The sequence below is a fragment of the Paracoccus jeotgali genome (genome assembly GCF_002865605.1).
Lineage (GTDB): Bacteria > Pseudomonadota > Alphaproteobacteria > Rhodobacterales > Rhodobacteraceae > Paracoccus > Paracoccus jeotgali.
This window is the reverse complement of record NZ_CP025583.1, coordinates 101,563-117,984: the sequence shown is the minus strand read 5'-3', so window position 1 is coordinate 117,984 and position 16,422 is coordinate 101,563. Positions and strand designations below refer to the sequence as shown.

The following is a 16,422-nucleotide window of genomic DNA, read 5'->3' as shown; positions in this document are numbered from 1 at the left end:
CCCACTTATGACTGGCAGCCATGACCGCCGCGCCCATTTTACCCCCTTCCGATCGCCGCCCGCGCCAGTTGACCGACCCGGTCGCGCTGCGGCGCAACCGCGCCCGCGCCGACCGCCTTGGCCGCGCCGATCCGCTGCACCGAATCGCGCTCGACGAGATCGAGACTAGGCTCGCCGAGATTAACAGGAGGTTTACGCGCACCGCGATCGTGACCTCGTGGCCCGCCTTCTGGGCTGCGGCCTTTCCCGACGCCCATGTGATCCCCGATACCGAGGTTCTGGACCTGCCCGCCGATCTCGATCTGGTCGTCCACGCCATGTCGCTGCACTGGGCCGATGATCCGGTGGGCCAGATCGTCCAGTCCGCCCGCGCGCTGAAGGCTGACGGGTTGTTTTTGGCCGCGCTGCCCGGCGGCGACACCCTGCCCGAGCTGCGCGATACCCTGACCCGGGCCGAGATCGAGGTGACAGGCGGCCTCTCGCCCCGCTTCCTGCCGATGGGCGAGATCCGCGATCTGGGCGCGCTGCTGTCGCGGGCGGGGCTGGCGCTGCCGGTCGCGGACCATCTTCCGCTGCGCCTGTCCTACCGCGACCTGTTCCATCTGGCCCATGACCTGCGCGCGATGGGCGAGGGCAATGCCCTGTCCGACCGCCTGCGCCACCCGTCCCGGCGCGAGATCTTTGCCCGCGCCGCCGCCGATTACGCCGCCCGCTATCCCGACCCGGACCAGCCGGGCCGCGTGATCGCCAGCTTCGATCTGATCTTTCTGACCGGCTGGGCGCCTGCCGCCAGCCAGCCCAAGCCCCTGCGTCCCGGTTCGGCGCAGGCTTCCCTGACCGACGCGCTGAAACCGAGGATGCCATGACCACAGCCCAACGCCCCGCCCACGCGCCCGCCGACCACCCCGCCATCGCCGCGCCCAAGACCGGCATCCTGATCGCCAATCTGGGCACGCCGGACAATTATGATTACTGGTCGATGCGCCGCTATCTGAACGAGTTCCTCTCGGACAAGCGGGTGATCGACTATCCGGCGTGGAAGTGGCAGCCGCTGCTGCAGGGCATCATCCTGACCAAGCGGCCCTTCACCTCGGGCAAGAACTACAAGCTGATCTGGAACCACGACAAGGGCGAGAGCCCGCTGATGACCATCACCCGCGCCCAGACCGAGGCGCTGCGCGCCCGCGCCGAGGCGGAATGGGGCGATCAGGTCATGGTCGAGTTCTGCATGCGCTACGGCAACCCCTCGACCCAAGAGGTGCTGGACCGGATGGTCGCCGCCGGCTGCCGCCGGATCGTCTTCCTGCCGCTTTATCCGCAATATGCGGGCGCCACCTCGGCCACGGCGAACGACCAGCTGTTCCGGGCGCTGATGACGCAGAAATGGCAGCCCTCGGTGCGGACCTGCGATCCGTATTTCGACCGGCCCGACTATATCCAGGCGCTGGCCGACAGCGTCACCCGCACTCTGGACGGCAAATCCCCGACCAAGCTGGTCGCCAGCTATCACGGGATGCCGCGCCGCTATCTGCTGGAAGGCGACCCCTATCATTGCCAGTGCCAAAAGACGACGCGGCTGCTGTGCGAGGCGCTTGGCTGGCCCGCCGACCGCATCGACACCACCTTCCAGTCGGTCTTCGGGACCGAGGAATGGCTGCGGCCCTATACGGTCGAGCATGTGGCCGAGCTTGCCCGGCAGGGACACACCGACATCGCGGTGATCTCGCCCGCCTTCGCGTCGGACTGCATCGAGACGCTGGAGGAGATCAACGGCGAGATCCGCGAAGCCTTCGAAGAGGCGGGCGGCAAGACCTTCACCTATATCCCCTGCCTGAATGACGAGCCGGCGCATATCGAGGTGATGATGGGCGTCATCCGCGACAATATCGCCGGCTGGGTCCAGCCCGCGCGCGCCGAACTGGCCGCAGCGGGCGGCGCATGACCACGCCGGACCAGCCGGGGGGCCTGCTGAGCGAGGCGCAGGTTCAGGCGCGGTTGGATGGGCTGGACGGCTGGGGGCCGTCAGCGGACGGCAAGGCGATTGCCCGGCGCTTCAACGTCAAGGGCTATGCCCGCGCGGTAGAGCTGGCGAATCTGGCCGCTTGGCTGGGCAACCAGTTGAACCACCACGCCGATATCCGCTTTGGCTGGGGCTATTGCGAGGTGAGCTTCACCAGCCATGACGCAGGCGGCCTGACCGAACGCGATCTGGACGGCGCCCGCCGCCTGAACCGGGTGCTGGCCGAGGCCGGGACGCGGGACGCCTAGCAGCGGTGGCGACGGGCGTCCCGCCCCCGCTGCTCGGGTCGCCCGCGCCGACAGCCAGCAAAGGCGCCCGACCAGCCCGAGGGCCAGCCGGACACCGGGTCGGTTACGACGTCACATCGACCTCGACATCCAGAAACGGGGCGTATTGCTGCGCTCCGAAGATGTCGCCATCGCCCGCGCTGCCCGAGGGACGCTCGCGCAGGATGGTGAACTTGATCGCGTGGGCGGGATCGTATTCGACGAAATCCGTCAGCCGCGCCGGATCGACGTTCAGCGTCTCGCAGACCGTGTCGCGGGTCAGCGCGCCCGAGAGCTTGACCATCTCATAGGTCTCGCGTTCGCGGAAGATGATGTCGAAGGTGATCTTGTCGGTGCCGGCGTTCTTGGACCGGATGGTCTTGGCCAGTTCCGAGAGTTTCTTGCGCGAGTTCATTGCACGGCTCCTTCGACCATGGCGGTGTGGGTGGGGAACAGCTCCAGCGGGTCGTCGACGGCCATGGTGTGGTTCAACGTCCAGCGATAGGCGGGGCTGCCCGGCAGCACCTCGTCAAAGATGAAGGACACGCCGCCGGCGGTTCCCTTGACCTCGGGCAGGCGGGCATAGAACATCTGGCGGGTGCCGGTCATGCAGACCTCTTCGGCCATCTCCCGGGTCGGGGCGACGCCTTGCACGACCACGCACAGCTCGTGGCCGGGCTGATCCTTCAGCGGCTCCATGTCGCCCATGATGCCGTTGCGGCCAAAGACGTTGTAATGCAGCTCCCACCCGTCGGGGCCGAAGCGTTCGATGGTCTGCTGGCGGGCCCAGTCGATCACCGCATCGACATTGGCGATGGTATAGGGGTCGCGGATGCCGGCCATCCCGACGAAGCGTTCGCCCACCTTGCCGGAGCCTTCCAGCTTGACCCGGAACTCTGGCGCGGCAGAAAATTCCATGCCGGTGACGCGGGTGGTCTTGTCGCTGACCTGTTCATAATGGCAGTCGGTCATGTCCAGCATCCCGCCCGCTACGAATTCATGGAACGGGTTCGAGCGTTCATACATCGCATGCCCCGCGACCGAGGCGACAGTGCAGCGCTGTTCGGGGGCCATGGCGGTCACCTCGACATGATCGGCGGTGATCTCGCCCATGACGGTTTCCTTGGCGCCGTAGGGCTCGGCGCAGAAGGAGGCACATTCCAGCACCTTGCCCAGATAATAGCTCTGCGCCTCGGGATAGCCCTTGTGCAGCGCGGCGGCGGCAAAGATCGCGCTGTCGGACGACCGCCCGCCGATGATGACGTCGCAGCCTTCCTCGAGCAGTTTCAGGAACGGATGGACGCCGGCCATGGCCACGATGCGGTCGGTGGCGTCGAGTTCCTCCTCGGTCAAGGCGGGGCGGGCGTCGAGGCCGGTGATCTCGCTGCCCGCGCGGATCTTGCCGCGGACCGTTTCCTTGTCGACCTCGGAATAGAACCAGCCCAGCTTGAACGGGGCAAGGCCGTGCTGGGCGGCGATCTCGCGGATCATCTCGACATACATGTCCACGCGGCTGTTCGAGCCGGTATCCCCGGCCGAGCCGATCATCATCGGCACCCCGATCCGGCGCGAGGCGAGCAGCATCTCCTCCAGATCCTGCCGCTGCCATGCCTTGGGGCTGGCGCAGGTATCGCTGCCCAGCGGAACCGGGCCGATATCGTCGCTGCCCGAATCGGCGGCGATGAAGTCGGGCTGGCTGTCCACGCCAAGATGAAAGCTGCCGGTCTTGAGGGGGGCAAACCCCAGATGCCCGTTGGGGCAGATGATTTTCAGCGACGACATATTGGCCTCGATGGATAAGGATCGTTCACCGATGATATGCAGGAACCATGCCGCGCCGCCCTTCGAACCGGAAGGCAACGCGGGCAGGCCGCCCGGCCCTGCCCCGGCCGCGGATTCGCGCAATACGCGCGGCCGCGCGAAAGCCACGCGTGGGCGGGTCCGGCACCTGCCGGGTCAGCCGGTGGGAAAGCCCAGCTTGATCATCTGATGGCGCAGCGCGTGGCGCGACAGTTTCAGCATCTCGGCCGCCGCCTGCACATTGCCGCCGGTCCGTTCCAGCGCCGCCGCGACCAGGCTGCGCTGATAGGCATGGGTCAGCGCGGCAAAGCCGTCGGCCTCGCCCTCGCCCGCACCCGAGACCTCGACGCCGGCACGGACCTGACGCAGGATGCGGTCGGGCAGATGGCGGGGCAGGACGGTGTCTTCCTCTTCCAGGATGAAGATGCGTTCCAGCAGGTTTTCCAGCTCGCGCACATTGCCGGGCCAGGAATAGGCCAGCAGGATCCGCTCTGCCTCGGGGTCGAGGCCGTCGATCCGGCGCTGATAGATGCGGTTGAAGCGGTCCATGAAATGCCGCGTCAGCGTCAGGATGTCGGACCGCCGGTCGCGCAGCGCCGGAATGTTGATCGCCACCACCTGCAGCCGGTAATACAGATCCTCGCGGAACTTGCCCGAGTTCACCTCGGACAGCAGGACCTTGTTGGTGGCGGCGATGAAGCGGACATTGACGGTCGTCGCCTTGACCGCGCCCACCCGCCGGAACTGCTGGGTGTCGAGCAGGCTCAGCAGCTTGGCCTGCAGGGTCAGGTCCATCTCGCGGATCTCGTCAAGGAAGATCGAGCCGTGATTGGCGGCCTCGATCAGCCCGACCTTGCGTTCGACGGCGCCGGTGAAGGCGCCCTTTTCATGCCCGAACAGCTCGGATTCCAGCAGGCTTGCCGGCAGCGCGGCGCAGTTGATGTCCATAAACTCGCGCGCCGCCCGGCTGGAATTGCGGTGGATCATGCGCGCGACCAGACCCTTGCCGGTCCCGGTCTCGCCATAGATCAGCACCGTCCGCGCCGGGCTGGTGCCGACGCGCCGGACAAGCTGCCGGAGCGTCTGCATGGAGGGATGATCGCCGATCAGGTCGTTGTCATAGTCCGCCATGCAGGATTCCGCAGCCACCCGTCCGCTTTACATCAGCGGTCGAGTGTATGCCGGGTCCACGCCCCCGAACAAGGGTTGCCCGGGCAGATCAGCGCGTCGCGGTCGCGGCAGGAATAGACGGCCGAGGCGATGGTCATGGTGCCGCTGTCCTCGCCATGCTGGCAGATCGGCGCGCCCTGATCGGGATGGGTGGCCATCAGTGCCTGCGCGGCCGTCCGATCCCAGTCGCGGCCGGGCAGCACCGCCTGCAGATGCGCGAAGCGGTCGCCGGAATTGCCCGCGATGACGTCGCCGTGCGGCAGCAGCGTGTCGCCCGCCAGCGCCGCGCTGACATACTGGTTGGTGCGCCAGACCAGGGGTCCGCGCGTCACATCGGCCCCCGCCGCGCCCAGTTCCACCGCCGCGACATCGCCCGAGGCGTCGGCCATGACCAGCGTGCCACCGCCCGCATGGGGCTGGCTGTCGATCAGCGCCAGCGCCTCGGCCACCGTCGCGCAGCGCGCCAGCAGCCGCGTCATCAGGAAATAGCGCAGCCAGCCGACCCGGTGATGCCGGACCGCGACCTGCGTATCGGCCAGCGCAAAGCCCTGCGCGTTGACGCCGCTGGAATAGGCGCCGGGGCTGCCCAGACTGCCAAGGCAAAGCATCCCGCCCGTGATCACATCCGGCCCGTCATGCTGCGCCACCGTCTGGATGCCCAGATGCGTGCCCGAGAAATCGCGGTTCTTGACCACCAGGGGACCATCCGGCCCGTCGCTGACCGCCCATGCGCTGCACCCGTCATCCAGCCGCGCGCCGTTCTTCAACGCCCGCAGCGTGCTGACATGCAGATGGGTGAACAGCATGTCGGGATCGAGACCGAAACCGGCGGCGATGCCGTCCAGCTCGGCCAGCCCTTCGGGATCGGCGGCCTGATGAAAGGCGCGCTGCGCGGCCAGATAGGCGCGGGCCTCGGCGTCGATCAGCCCCTCGGCCTGCGCGGTCTGGACCCGGCCGATGGTCGCCTGACGGACCTGTTCCGCCTGCCCGGCGCTGGCTTGGACGCGGCCGCGGTCATGGGCGCTGCCGGTCAGGGCAAGGGTGATCACGCTCATGCCGCAGGCTCCTCGAGCAGCGAGATGTTTTCGTGCAGCCGGTGGCAGGCGGCGGTGTGGCCGGGCGCCAGCGTTTCCGACACCGGCACCACCTTGCGGCAGATGTCGATGGCCAGCGGGCAGCGGGTGTGGAACTTGCAACCCGGCGGCGGCGCCAGCGGCGAGGGCAGATCGCCCTTTAGCCGGACGCGGTTGCGGCGGCCGGTCGGCTCAAGCTCGGGCACCGCCGACATCAGGCTTTGCGTATAGGGGTGGCGCGGGCGGGCGAGGATGTCCTCGACCTGCCCCATCTCGACGATCTCACCCAGATACATCACCGCCACCCGGTCGGCGAGATAGCCGATGACGGAAATATCATGGCTGATGAACAAATAGGTCAGCCCCATTTCCTGCTTCAGATCCTGCAGCAGCGTGATGATCTGCGCCTGGATCGACACGTCCAGCGCCGACACCGGCTCGTCGCAGACGATGAACTCGGGCGTCGAGACCAACGCCCGCGCGATCCCGATCCGCTGCCGCTGCCCGCCCGAGAACTGGTGCGGATAGCGGTCGAGCTGATTGGCCTTCAGCCCCACCCGCTCGCAGATCTGGCCGACCATGTGGCGGATTTCATCACTGCTGCGCGCGATTCCATGCAGCCGCAGCGGCAGGCCCACGATCTCGGCCACGGTGCGGCGCGGGTTCAGGCTGGCATAGGGGTCTTGAAAGATGATCTGCATCCGCCGCCGCATCGCCTTCAGCGCGGGCGGCGACAGCGCGGTGATGTCCTGCCCGTCAAACACCACCCGCCCCGCCGTCGGCTCGCTGAGGCGCAGGATCGCGCGGCCCAGCGTGGATTTGCCGCAGCCGCTTTCCCCGATCAGACCCAGGATCTCGCCGCGCTCGACGGTCAGGCTGACATCGTTGACCGCCCGCACGACCAGCCCCGGCGCACCGGTCAGCCGCGCCGTCAGCCCCGGCTTGCCGCCATAGAATTTCGACAGGTGTTCGACCGATAGCAGCGACATCACATCTCCTCCAGCCGGATGCAGCGGGCCTGCCGGCCGAGACCGGCGGGCCGCATGGGAATGGGCTTGAGGCAGGCGTCGATGGCCATCGGGCAGCGCGAATGAAAGCGGCACTGGGCGGGCATCCCGATCAGGTCGGGCACCTGCCCCATGATCGGCTGGATCGGCTGGCCGCGCAGCGCCGGGCGCGGGATCGAGGCCAGCAGCCCCTTGGTATAGGGGTGGCGCGGATTGGCCACGACCTCGGCCGTGGGGCCGGTCTCGACCACCTGCCCGGCATACATGACCATCACCCGCTCGCAATGCTCGGCCACGACGCCCAGATCATGGGTGATCAGCACCACGCTCATCCCCAGCCGGGCGCGGATGTCGGTGATCAGCTCCAGCACCTGCGCCTGAATGGTGACGTCCAGCGCCGTCGTCGGCTCGTCCGCGATCAGCAGCTGGGGCCGGCAGGCCAGCGCAATGGCGATCATGATGCGCTGCCGCATCCCGCCCGAGAACTCGTGCGGATATTGCCGCAGCCGGCTGGCGGCCGAGGGGATGCCGACCAGTTGCAGCATCTCTTCCGAGCGGTCGCGGATCGCGGTGCGGCGCGCGCCGCCGCGGGGCGGCAGCGTCTCGTCATGGGCTTCCAGCACCTCGGCGATCTGTTCGCCCACGGTCAGCGCCGGGTTCAGCGCGGTCAGCGCGTCCTGCATCGTCATGGCGATGTCCTTGCCGCGCACCGCCCGCATCTGCGACGGCGACAGCCCGCGCAGGTCGCGCCCGTCAAAGCGGATCTCGCCCGCGTCGATCCGCCCCGGCTGCCGGATCAGCCCCATGACCGAGGCAAAGGTCACGCTTTTGCCCGAGCCGCTTTCGCCGACCACGCCCAGACATTCGCCGCGCCGGACCGTCACATCGACCCCGTCGACGGCCGGCACCTGACCGGCGCGGGTGTCGAACACCGTCCGCAGCCCGCGCACTTCCAGCAGATCATCTGTCATTCTGCAAACCTTGGATCGAAGGCGTCGCGCAGCCCCTGGCTCGCCACATTGATCGCCAGCACCAGCGCCACGATGGCCAGACCGGGGAAGGTCGAGACCCACCACGCTTCCAGGATAAAGGCCCGCCCATCGGCCACCATCGACCCCCAGGACGCGGTCGGCGGCTGCACGCCCAGCCCCAGGAAGGACAGCGAGGCTTCAAGAATGATGATATGGGCCATGCGGATCGTGGACACGACGATGACCGGCGACAGGATGTTGGGCAGGATCTCGCGCAGCATGATGTGCCGCCCGGATGCGCCCAGCGCCCGCGCGGCCTCGACATATTCCAGCTCGCGCGTGGCCAGCGTCTCGCCGCGCACGACACGGCAGGGGATCACCCATTCCTTGTAGGCGAGCGCCAGGATGATGTTCCACAGCCCCGGCCCCATCATCGCCATCAGCCCGATGGCAAAGATCAGATAGGGAAAGCCCAGCAGGATATCGACGATGCGCGAAATGACGATATCGACCCAGCCGCGCAGATAGCCCGAGGCCAGGCCGGCCAGAATCCCGACCACCGTGGCGATCGACACCACGACCACGCCGATGAAGATCGAGATGCGGGCGCCATAGATGATCCGCGACAGGATATCGCGGCCCAGCGCGTCGCAGCCCAGGAAATAGGCCCATTCGCCGCCCTCGGCCCAGGCCGGCGGTTGCAGGCGGCGGAACAGGTCGGTCTCATTGGGGTCCTGCGGCGCGATCAGCGGCGCAAAGATCGCCATGACCACGAACAGCAGCACCACCACCGCGCTCGGCAGCGCCAGCCGGTTCTGCGCAAATCCGGCCATGTTGCGGCGAAAGATCGACTCGGTCGCGGCGGGTTGGTCCAGAACGACGCTCACAGCTTCACCCGTGGGTTGAGGACGGTATAGAGGATGTCGGCGATGAAGTTCAGCAGCACATAGGTCACCGCGTAGAACAGCACCGCCGCCTGAACGAGCGGGAAGTTCCGCAAAAAGATGCTCTCGACCACCAACCGACCCAGACCGGGCCAGCCGAACACCGTCTCGATGATCATGTTGCCGCCCAGCAGGCTGCCGGTCTCGATGGCCGCGACCGAGACCGTGGGGATCAGCGCGTTCTTCAGCGCGTGGCGGAACAGCACCTTGCGCCGCGACAGCCCCTTGGCATCGGCAAAGGTGACATAGTCCTGCCGCAGCACCTCGAGCATCGAGGTCCGCGTCACCCGCATCAGGATCGCCGTCATCGGCAGCCCCAGCGTGATCGCGGGCAGCATGATGTGGCGCAGCGCATCGCCAAAGGCGCGCAGATTGCCGTTCAGCAGCGTGTCGATCAGCAGGAAGCCGGTGATCGACGGCACCTCATACGCAAATCCGATCCGGCCCGAGACCGGGAAGATTTGCAGATGCACGGCAAACAGCATGATCAGCAGGATGCCGAACCAGAAGCCGGGCATCGACACCCCCAGCAGCGAACCCACCGTCGCCAGCCGGTCGAGCAGCGAGTTCTTGCGGATCGCCGCAAGGACGCCCAGCGGAATGGCGGTGCCCAGGGCAAAGATCAGCGCCACGAGGCTCAGTTCGATGGTGGCGGGCAGACGCTCGGCGATGACATCGACGACTGGGCGGCGGTGATAGAAGCTGGTGCCGAAATCGCCGCTGATGGCGTTGCCCAGAAACAGGATGAACCGTTTGTAGAGCGGTTGATCCAGCCCCAGATCGCGGCGCAGCGTCTCGACCTGTTCCGGCGTGACCGACTGATCGCCGATCATGATCTGCACCGGGTCGCCGGGGGTCAGCGCCATCATCGCGAACGCGATGGCGCTGACCCCCAGAAGAACAGGCAGAAGCTGAAGGAAGCGTTCCAAAAGCTTGCCCGAAGTCATGCCTGTTCCCCCTTTTTCATCCGCGGATCAATCGACGCAGGCATCATGCAGGTTGATGCGGCTGTCGGCACTGGGCGTCCAGCCCGACAGTCGCTTCGAGACCCCATAGATCTCTTGCGGGACCCACAGATACAGATAGGGCGCATCGGCGTTGATGATCAGCTCGGCCTCGCGATACAGGGCCGCGCGCTTGTCGCTGTCCATCTCGACGGCGGCCTCGTCCAGCAGCCGGTCGACCTCGGGGTTGGAATAGCCGGCCGAGTTGCCGCGGTCATCGGTGCGGTGCGTGGGCGTGAAGATGTCGAACGGGTCGAGCGAGCCGTTGCCCCAGCTGCTGAAATACAGATCGCCGGATTTGGGCTTGCCGGCGGTGCGCCATTTCTCGGACAGCTGCGCGCTTTCGCCGACCGCGACCTTGGCCCGGATCCCGGCCTTGGCCAGCAGCGAGGCGACCGCCTCGGCATCGTCCTTGAACGCGCCCTCGACATCCAGCGTCACGTCGATGCCGTCGGGATAGCCCGCCTCGGCCAGCATCTGCTTGGCCTTTTCAACGTCATGTTCATAGGCGGGCAGCTCGCTTGCGCCGAAGGCGTCGGGCGACAGGATGCCTTCGATCCGCTGCGCGTTGCCGCCCAGGATCTTGTCGATGATCAGGTCCTTGTCCAGCGCATGGGCGGCGGCCTGTCGCACCTTGGGATCGTCGAAGATCTCGCCCTGCGTGTTCATCGCCACAAAGAAGCTGCGCGTGCCGTTCACGGTCATGACGTCGGTGCCGTCATTGGCCTTGATCTGCGCGACTGAGAAGGGCGGCACATCAGTGATGATCTCGACATCCCCGGCCAGCAGGGCGGCGACGCGGCTGGCGGTTTCCGGGATCACCTTGAAGATCGCGCGGTCGACGCAGGCCGGACCGACCGGCGGGATCTCTGGCGAGCCGCCGTAATAGTCGTCAAAGCGTTCCATGATGATCGCGTCGCCCTTGCGCCATTCGGCCAGCTTGAAGGGGCCGGTGCCGTTGACTTGCGTGGCCATGCCCTCGGTGCCGACCTTTTCGACAAACGCCTTGGACACGATCTGCTGGTTCGGCAGCATCGCGGGCAGGATCGGCCAAGGCTCGGTCAGGGTGATCCGCACGGTGTTGCCGTCGATCACATCGACCTTCTCGACCGGCCCCATCAACCCCTGCCGCGGCGAGGTCTGCCCGTCGTCCATGCCGCCTTCCTGCACCACGCGGTCGAGCGTGAACTTCACATCCTCGGCCGTCATCTCGGTGCCGTCGTGGAACTTGACGCCCGAGCGGATCTTGAAATCATATTCGGTCGGTGAGACCTGCACGATGGATTCCGCGATTTCGGGTACGACCTTCATCTGCGAGTCGCGGGTCAGCAGCCCGTCGAACATGTTGCGGATGATGGTCTCGGTCGGCCGGTTGCGGTGGTTCGCCGGGTCGAGCGTGTCGGCATCGACGCTGAACCCGATCCGCAGATCGACGGCCGCCGCTGGTGTCAGCCCGGCGCCCAGCGCCAGCACGGACACCGCCAAAAGGCAGTTCAATTTCATGTCTTTCTCTCCCTGTTGTTCGGGCTGCGTATCTCGCGCCCGAATATCCCCCACCAACCATATGCAGGAACCATGCCGCCCGCGCCCCTGCCGCTGCTTTGGCCGCGAAAACCGCTGAGGACGCGGTTTGAAAGCCGCCGCGCGGATGCGGTGGCGAGCGGATCGCGCTTTTCACGCGAACGGCGTGAGAGTCACGCGCGGCGCGGGTCCGCCCGATCCGGCGGCCCACCCGACTGCCGCGTCTGTCGCGTGGCGGCGGGGGCAAGGCCCAGAGCCTCGCGGTATTTCGTCACCGTCCGGCGTGCCAGCGGCAGCCCCTCGGCCCGCAGATGCGCCGCGATGGCCGTGTCGGTCAGCGGCGCGGCGGGGTCTTCGGCGGCGATCAGCCCGGCGATCCGGTGGCGCAGCGCAGTGGCTGAGACCGGCGCCCGGCCCGGCATCGCGACGCCGGTGCTGAACAGCCGGCGCAGCAGGATCGTCCCGCGCGGCGTGGTCATCATCCGGTCCGCCACGGCGCGTCCGATGGTCGTCTCGTGCAGGTCCAGCTCTTGCGCCAGACCCGCCAGCGTCAGCGGCACCAGCCCGGCATCGCCCCTGCGCAGCCAGTCGCGCTGGCGCTGCACCACCGCCTGCGCCACGCGCAGCAGCGTGACGTTGCGCCGGTCCACCGCCTGCGCCAGCAGCCGCGCCTGCCGCAGATCCTCGGCATCGCCCGCTTCCGCGTCCGACACCGTCAGCTGCGGCAGGGTCGAGCGGTTCAGCTCGACCTGCCACCCCTCGCCCGCCCGGCGCAGCGTCAGATCGGGCGGCGCGATCACCACCGCGCTTGCGTCGAACTGCGTCCCCGGCTTGGGATCGAAGCTGCGCAGCAGCCGCAGCATCCCGGCCACCTCGTCCACCGTGACGCCCGCGCGGGCGGCGAGGTCGTCCAGCCGCCCCTCGGCCAGCAGCGGCAGGTTGTCCAGCACCACGGCAAAGGCCGGCGTCAGCACCCCGCGATCCGCCGCCTGCAAGGCCAGACATTCGGACAGCGAACGCGCGAACAGCCCCGCCGGCTCGATCTGCTGAAGCTTGGCCAGCACCGCCTCGACCTGCGGCAACGGAAAGGCGAACGCCTCGGCGATGTCGGGCAGCGGCTGGTTCAGCCAGCCCGTCGGCTCGACCGATTGGATCAGCGCCTCGGCCATGGCGATCTCGGCCGGGTCGCGCAGCAGCAGGCGGGATTCGCGCAGCAGATGGTCATGCAGCCCCGGCGCCGGGCCGGCCTGCGTCAGTTCCGCCAGCCCGGCCCCGGATGACGTGACCGGCGGCGGGGCGTTGGGCCGCCTGGCCGCCTCGGCCCCGCGCTGCTGGAACAGCGCCAATCCTGGCTCTGGCTCGCTTGGCGACACCGTCAGATGCGCGTTGGCGGCGGCCAGCGTCGCCAGTTCCGCCGCCAGATCGGCGTTGGACAGCTTCAGCATCCCGATGGCGCGGGTCAGTTCGGCCGTCATGGCCAGGGATTTCCGCTGCGTCAGGTGAAGGCCGTGGGTGATGTGCATGACGCAATGTCGTCCATTCCCGCCCAGCAAGCAACGCCCGGCCCGACGCGCCTATTCGCTGGGCGCGGTGACGATGCCGTCCTTGAGGCGGCTTTCCTTCAGCAGCCCGTGTTCCTCGAGGATCGGATAGGCGACCGAGGCGATATGCGCGTTCACCCGCTTGAGGTCGCGCAGCAGGTCGAGGTGGATGGTGCTGGTTTCCAGCGTCTCGACCCGCCCGATCCGCATCCGCTCCATGTGACGTTCCGACGATTCCGCCTCAATCCGGCGACTTTCGACCTTACGCGCCACCAGCCGATGCGCCAGCGTCACGTCGCGCGACAGAAAGATCGCCTGCGCCATGCGCAGATTGTCCAGCGTGTGCTGGAAGAAGGCGGTGATCTCGGCCTCGCCCTCATTGGAGAAGGTCAGCTTCTTGCGCATCTTCTTGCCGGCGATTTCGGCAATGCCGCCTTCGACGATGTCGCCGATATGTTCCAGATTGATGGCATAGGACACGATCTCGGCCGCCCAGCGCACGTCGCTTTCGTCCAGCTCGCCCCGGCTCAGCCGCGCGACATACAGCTTGATCGCCTCGTGCAGGCGGTCGACCTCTTCTTCCAGCCGGTTGACCTCGGACAGCGCCCATTCGTCGGATTCGCACAGCGCGGCCAGCGTGCGTTCCAGCATCTCATCGACCAGATCGCCCAGTTGCAGCGTCTCGCGCGCGGCGACGGCCAGCGCCATTTCCGGCATCGGCAGCAGGCTTTCGTCCAGTTGGCTGCGCCGCTCGGTCGGGTCGCGGACATCGGGCATCATCTTCTCGACCAGCCGGCACAGCGGCCCGACCAGCGGCAGAAACACCACCAGCAGCGCGAGGTTGAAGGCGATATGCGCCCCCACGACCAGATGATCGGGTTCGTGCAGCACCAGCGACAGCCCGCGCGCCAGCGGCTCGGCCAGAACCAGCACCACCAGCGCGCCCGAGGCCCGGACCAGCAGGTTCGCCATGGTCAGCCGGCGCGCGGCCACGCCTTCGGACTGGACCGCAAGCCATGGCGGCACCGCGCCGCCCAGATTGGCCCCCGCGACCAGCCACAGCGACAGCTCTGGCCCGACCACCCCGGCCGAGGCGAGCGTCATCACCAGCACCACGACCGCCAGGCTGGACGAGGCCAGCACCGCCAGCCCGCCCGCGATGGCCAGCGCAAAGACCGGCGCGTTGGCCAGCCCGGTCAGCACCGCGATCACGGTCTGGCTGTCGCGCATCGGCGCGGTCACATCGCCCAGCAATTGCAGCGCCAGCAGCATCAGCCCCAGCCCCAGCAGCGCCCGGCCCAGATTGCGCGGCTTGTTGCCGTCAAAGACCCGGTGCATCACGACGCCCAGAAAGATCGCCGCGCTGCCGACCCAGTGGATATCCGCCGACAGCACCACCGTCACGATGGCGGTGCCGAGGTTCGCGCCCAGCATCATCGCCTGCGCCATGCGCGGCCGGATGATGTCGCGCGCGACAAAGGACGCGATGATGACGGCCGAGGCGGTGCTGGATTGCAGCCCCAGCGTCGCCAGAAAGCCCCAGAAGGCCGCGACAACGCGCCCGCCATAGCCATGCGACAGCCGCTGCCGCAGCGCCGCGCCATAGGCCCGCAGCACGCCCGTCTTGATCAGGCGCAGACCCCACAGCAGCAGCGCGGCCGCCGCCAGAAGATCGATCAGCTGCAGAGTCGATTGCATGTGGTCCAGCCCTCCCCGGATCGCGGCAGAATGACAGCGGGTGCGCTGCAGTGCAATATTGCCCGGCCGATCCGATATCGGCTGCAAGTCCCGACAGCGCTTGCAGTTTCCGGGTCCTGGCCGAAGCGTGATGCAGCTTGTCCCGGCGTGGCGGCCTGATTGCATGGCATTGCCGCCGGATGCAAGCGTGGGCGGGTCCGGCCGGGGCGCTGCGGCCCGCCGCGGGCGGGGTTGTCGCTCAGCAAGATGTGATGCGCGCGGTCCGCGTCAGGCCATGACGTCCTGTGCGGCGACGACATCCGGCGCGGCCAGCCGGTCATGGCTCAGATCCAGCAGCACGGTCATTCCGGTCGCGGTGAACTGCCGGTCCAGCCTGCCGTCGATCTGGCTGTCCAGTGCCATCTCGCACATGGCGGTGCCGAAGCCGGTGCCGAACGGCGTCTTCACCGTCTCGGGCCGGAAGGTCTCGGTCCAGCGGATCAGCAGCCGGTCGACACTGCGCTCGCTGGCGATGGTCAGGCTGCCGCCGGGCTGCGACAGCGCGCCGTATTTCACCGCATTGGTGCAAAGCTCGTACAGAACCAGCGCCAGCGGCGTGATTGCCTCGCCCCGCAGCGGCAGATCCTCGACCTGAACATGCGTCGTCACCGCCCCGGCAAAGGGTTCGAGGATGGTGGCGATCAGCCCCTGCAGCGTCCGGGCGGGGGCGTCCGCCGCCCGCTCTGGCCCCGGCGAGGCCAGCGAATGGGCCGCCGCCAACGCCTGCAGCCGCCCGCCCATCAGGCGCACCAGCTCGTCGACGCTGTCGGTCTGAGACGCGCAAAGCCGCAGCAGCCCGCCGGCGATGGCAAAGCTGTTGCCGACGCGGTGCTTCATCTCGGACAGCAGCAGGCGCTGCTGTTCGGCGGCGTGGTAATGCGAGGTGATGTCGCGCGCGATCTTGGACGCCCCGACCACCGCGCCGCTGGCGTCATGGATGGGCGAGATGGTGACAGAAACCGGAAAGACCTCGCCGCTCTTGCGCAGGCGCATGGTCTGAAAGTTCTCGACCCGCTCGCCCCGGCGCAGGCGGCCGATGATGTCGGCCTCTTCGTGCTGCCGCTCGGCCGGGATCAGCATGGTGATCGGCTGGCCCACCGCCTCGGCGGCGGTATAGCCGAAGATATGCTCGGCCGCGCGGTTCCAGCTGAGGATGATGCTGTCGAGGTTCTTGGCGATGATCGCGTCGTTCGAGCCCTCGATCAGGGCGGCGAACTGCTGGTGCAGACTGTCATCTAGAAGAGACATCGGGGATTCTCGGACAGGGGCCATCGCAAGGGCCGGGTGACGGATCAGGGGCAGACAGATGGCAGGCAAGACAGGCAGGCCCGGCTGGCGCCCGCAAAGCCGCTGACGCAGCCCGGGCGA

The 16,422-nt window shown here is 67.7% G+C and carries 15 protein-coding genes; 3 read left to right on the top strand and 12 right to left on the bottom strand.

What is annotated here, in order from left to right:
• The first annotated feature begins 20 nt into the window (after positions 1 to 20).
• The 3 genes from CYR75_RS00595 to CYR75_RS00585 are packed head-to-tail and all read left to right on the top strand — an operon-like array spanning position 21 to position 2,268.
• Positions 21 to 866, top strand: a complete 846-nt coding sequence (locus CYR75_RS00595) for a methyltransferase domain-containing protein (RefSeq protein ID WP_101498385.1) — start codon at positions 21 to 23, stop codon at positions 864 to 866.
• Positions 863 to 1,942, top strand: a complete 1,080-nt coding sequence (gene hemH / locus CYR75_RS00590) for a ferrochelatase (protein ID WP_101498384.1) — start codon at positions 863 to 865, stop codon at positions 1,940 to 1,942. Before CYR75_RS00595 ends, hemH begins: the two co-directional genes overlap by 4 nt.
• Positions 1,939 to 2,268: a 4a-hydroxytetrahydrobiopterin dehydratase gene (locus CYR75_RS00585; protein ID WP_101498383.1), complete on the top strand. Its 330-nt coding sequence runs from the start codon at positions 1,939 to 1,941 to the stop codon at positions 2,266 to 2,268. Before hemH ends, CYR75_RS00585 begins: the two co-directional genes overlap by 4 nt.
• Positions 2,269 to 2,371: 103 nt before the next feature.
• Here CYR75_RS00585 and CYR75_RS00580 read toward each other — a convergent pair whose 3' ends face one another.
• The 12 genes from CYR75_RS00580 to CYR75_RS00525 all read right to left on the bottom strand — a co-directional run bounded on the left by CYR75_RS00580 (position 2,372) and on the right by CYR75_RS00525 (position 16,302).
• On the bottom strand, positions 2,372 to 2,701 hold the full coding sequence (locus tag CYR75_RS00580; protein ID WP_101498382.1) for a DUF4387 domain-containing protein: 330 nt from the start codon (positions 2,699 to 2,701) through the stop codon (positions 2,372 to 2,374).
• Complete coding sequence (locus CYR75_RS00575) at positions 2,698 to 4,068, bottom strand: acyclic terpene utilization AtuA family protein (protein WP_101500777.1); 1,371 nt, start codon at positions 4,066 to 4,068, stop codon at positions 2,698 to 2,700. Before CYR75_RS00575 ends, CYR75_RS00580 begins: the two co-directional genes overlap by 4 nt.
• 174 nt (positions 4,069 to 4,242) lie before the next feature.
• On the bottom strand, positions 4,243 to 5,217 hold the full coding sequence (locus CYR75_RS00570; RefSeq protein ID WP_101498381.1) for a sigma-54 interaction domain-containing protein: 975 nt from the start codon (positions 5,215 to 5,217) through the stop codon (positions 4,243 to 4,245).
• 32 nt (positions 5,218 to 5,249) lie between these two features.
• Entirely contained in the window at positions 5,250 to 6,311 is a 1,062-nt protein-coding gene (locus CYR75_RS00565; RefSeq protein WP_101498380.1) for a C45 family autoproteolytic acyltransferase/hydolase, read from the bottom strand.
• Positions 6,308 to 7,318 carry an ABC transporter ATP-binding protein gene (locus tag CYR75_RS00560; RefSeq protein WP_101498379.1) on the bottom strand — a complete coding sequence of 337 codons (1,011 nt, stop codon included), beginning with the start codon at positions 7,316 to 7,318 and terminating at the stop codon, positions 6,308 to 6,310. The genes CYR75_RS00565 and CYR75_RS00560 overlap by 4 nt, the downstream gene beginning before the upstream one ends.
• Positions 7,318 to 8,307: an ABC transporter ATP-binding protein gene (locus CYR75_RS00555; RefSeq protein WP_101498378.1), complete on the bottom strand. Its 990-nt coding sequence runs from the start codon at positions 8,305 to 8,307 to the stop codon at positions 7,318 to 7,320. Before CYR75_RS00555 ends, CYR75_RS00560 begins: the two co-directional genes overlap by 1 nt.
• Positions 8,304 to 9,194, bottom strand: coding sequence for an ABC transporter permease (locus CYR75_RS00550; RefSeq protein ID WP_225972773.1), 891 nt, complete (start codon positions 9,192 to 9,194; stop codon positions 8,304 to 8,306). The genes CYR75_RS00555 and CYR75_RS00550 overlap by 4 nt, the downstream gene beginning before the upstream one ends.
• Complete coding sequence (locus CYR75_RS00545; RefSeq protein WP_101498377.1) at positions 9,191 to 10,198, bottom strand: ABC transporter permease; 1,008 nt, start codon at positions 10,196 to 10,198, stop codon at positions 9,191 to 9,193. The genes CYR75_RS00550 and CYR75_RS00545 overlap by 4 nt, the downstream gene beginning before the upstream one ends.
• A 27-nt stretch (positions 10,199 to 10,225) precedes the next feature.
• Positions 10,226 to 11,758, bottom strand: coding sequence for an ABC transporter substrate-binding protein (locus CYR75_RS00540; protein WP_101498376.1), 1,533 nt, complete (start codon positions 11,756 to 11,758; stop codon positions 10,226 to 10,228).
• Between the two features lie 191 nt (positions 11,759 to 11,949).
• Positions 11,950 to 13,299 (bottom strand): RNA polymerase factor sigma-54, encoded by a 1,350-nt coding sequence (rpoN, locus tag CYR75_RS00535; RefSeq protein ID WP_101498375.1) that lies wholly within the window; start codon positions 13,297 to 13,299, stop codon positions 11,950 to 11,952.
• A 51-nt stretch (positions 13,300 to 13,350) separates the two neighbouring features.
• Positions 13,351 to 15,015 (bottom strand): Na/Pi cotransporter family protein, encoded by a 1,665-nt coding sequence (locus CYR75_RS00530; RefSeq protein WP_101498374.1) that lies wholly within the window; start codon positions 15,013 to 15,015, stop codon positions 13,351 to 13,353.
• Positions 15,016 to 15,282: 267 nt separating this feature from the next.
• Positions 15,283 to 16,302: a PAS domain S-box protein gene (locus CYR75_RS00525; protein ID WP_158644540.1), complete on the bottom strand. Its 1,020-nt coding sequence runs from the start codon at positions 16,300 to 16,302 to the stop codon at positions 15,283 to 15,285.
• Positions 16,303 to 16,422: the final 120 nt, after the last annotated feature.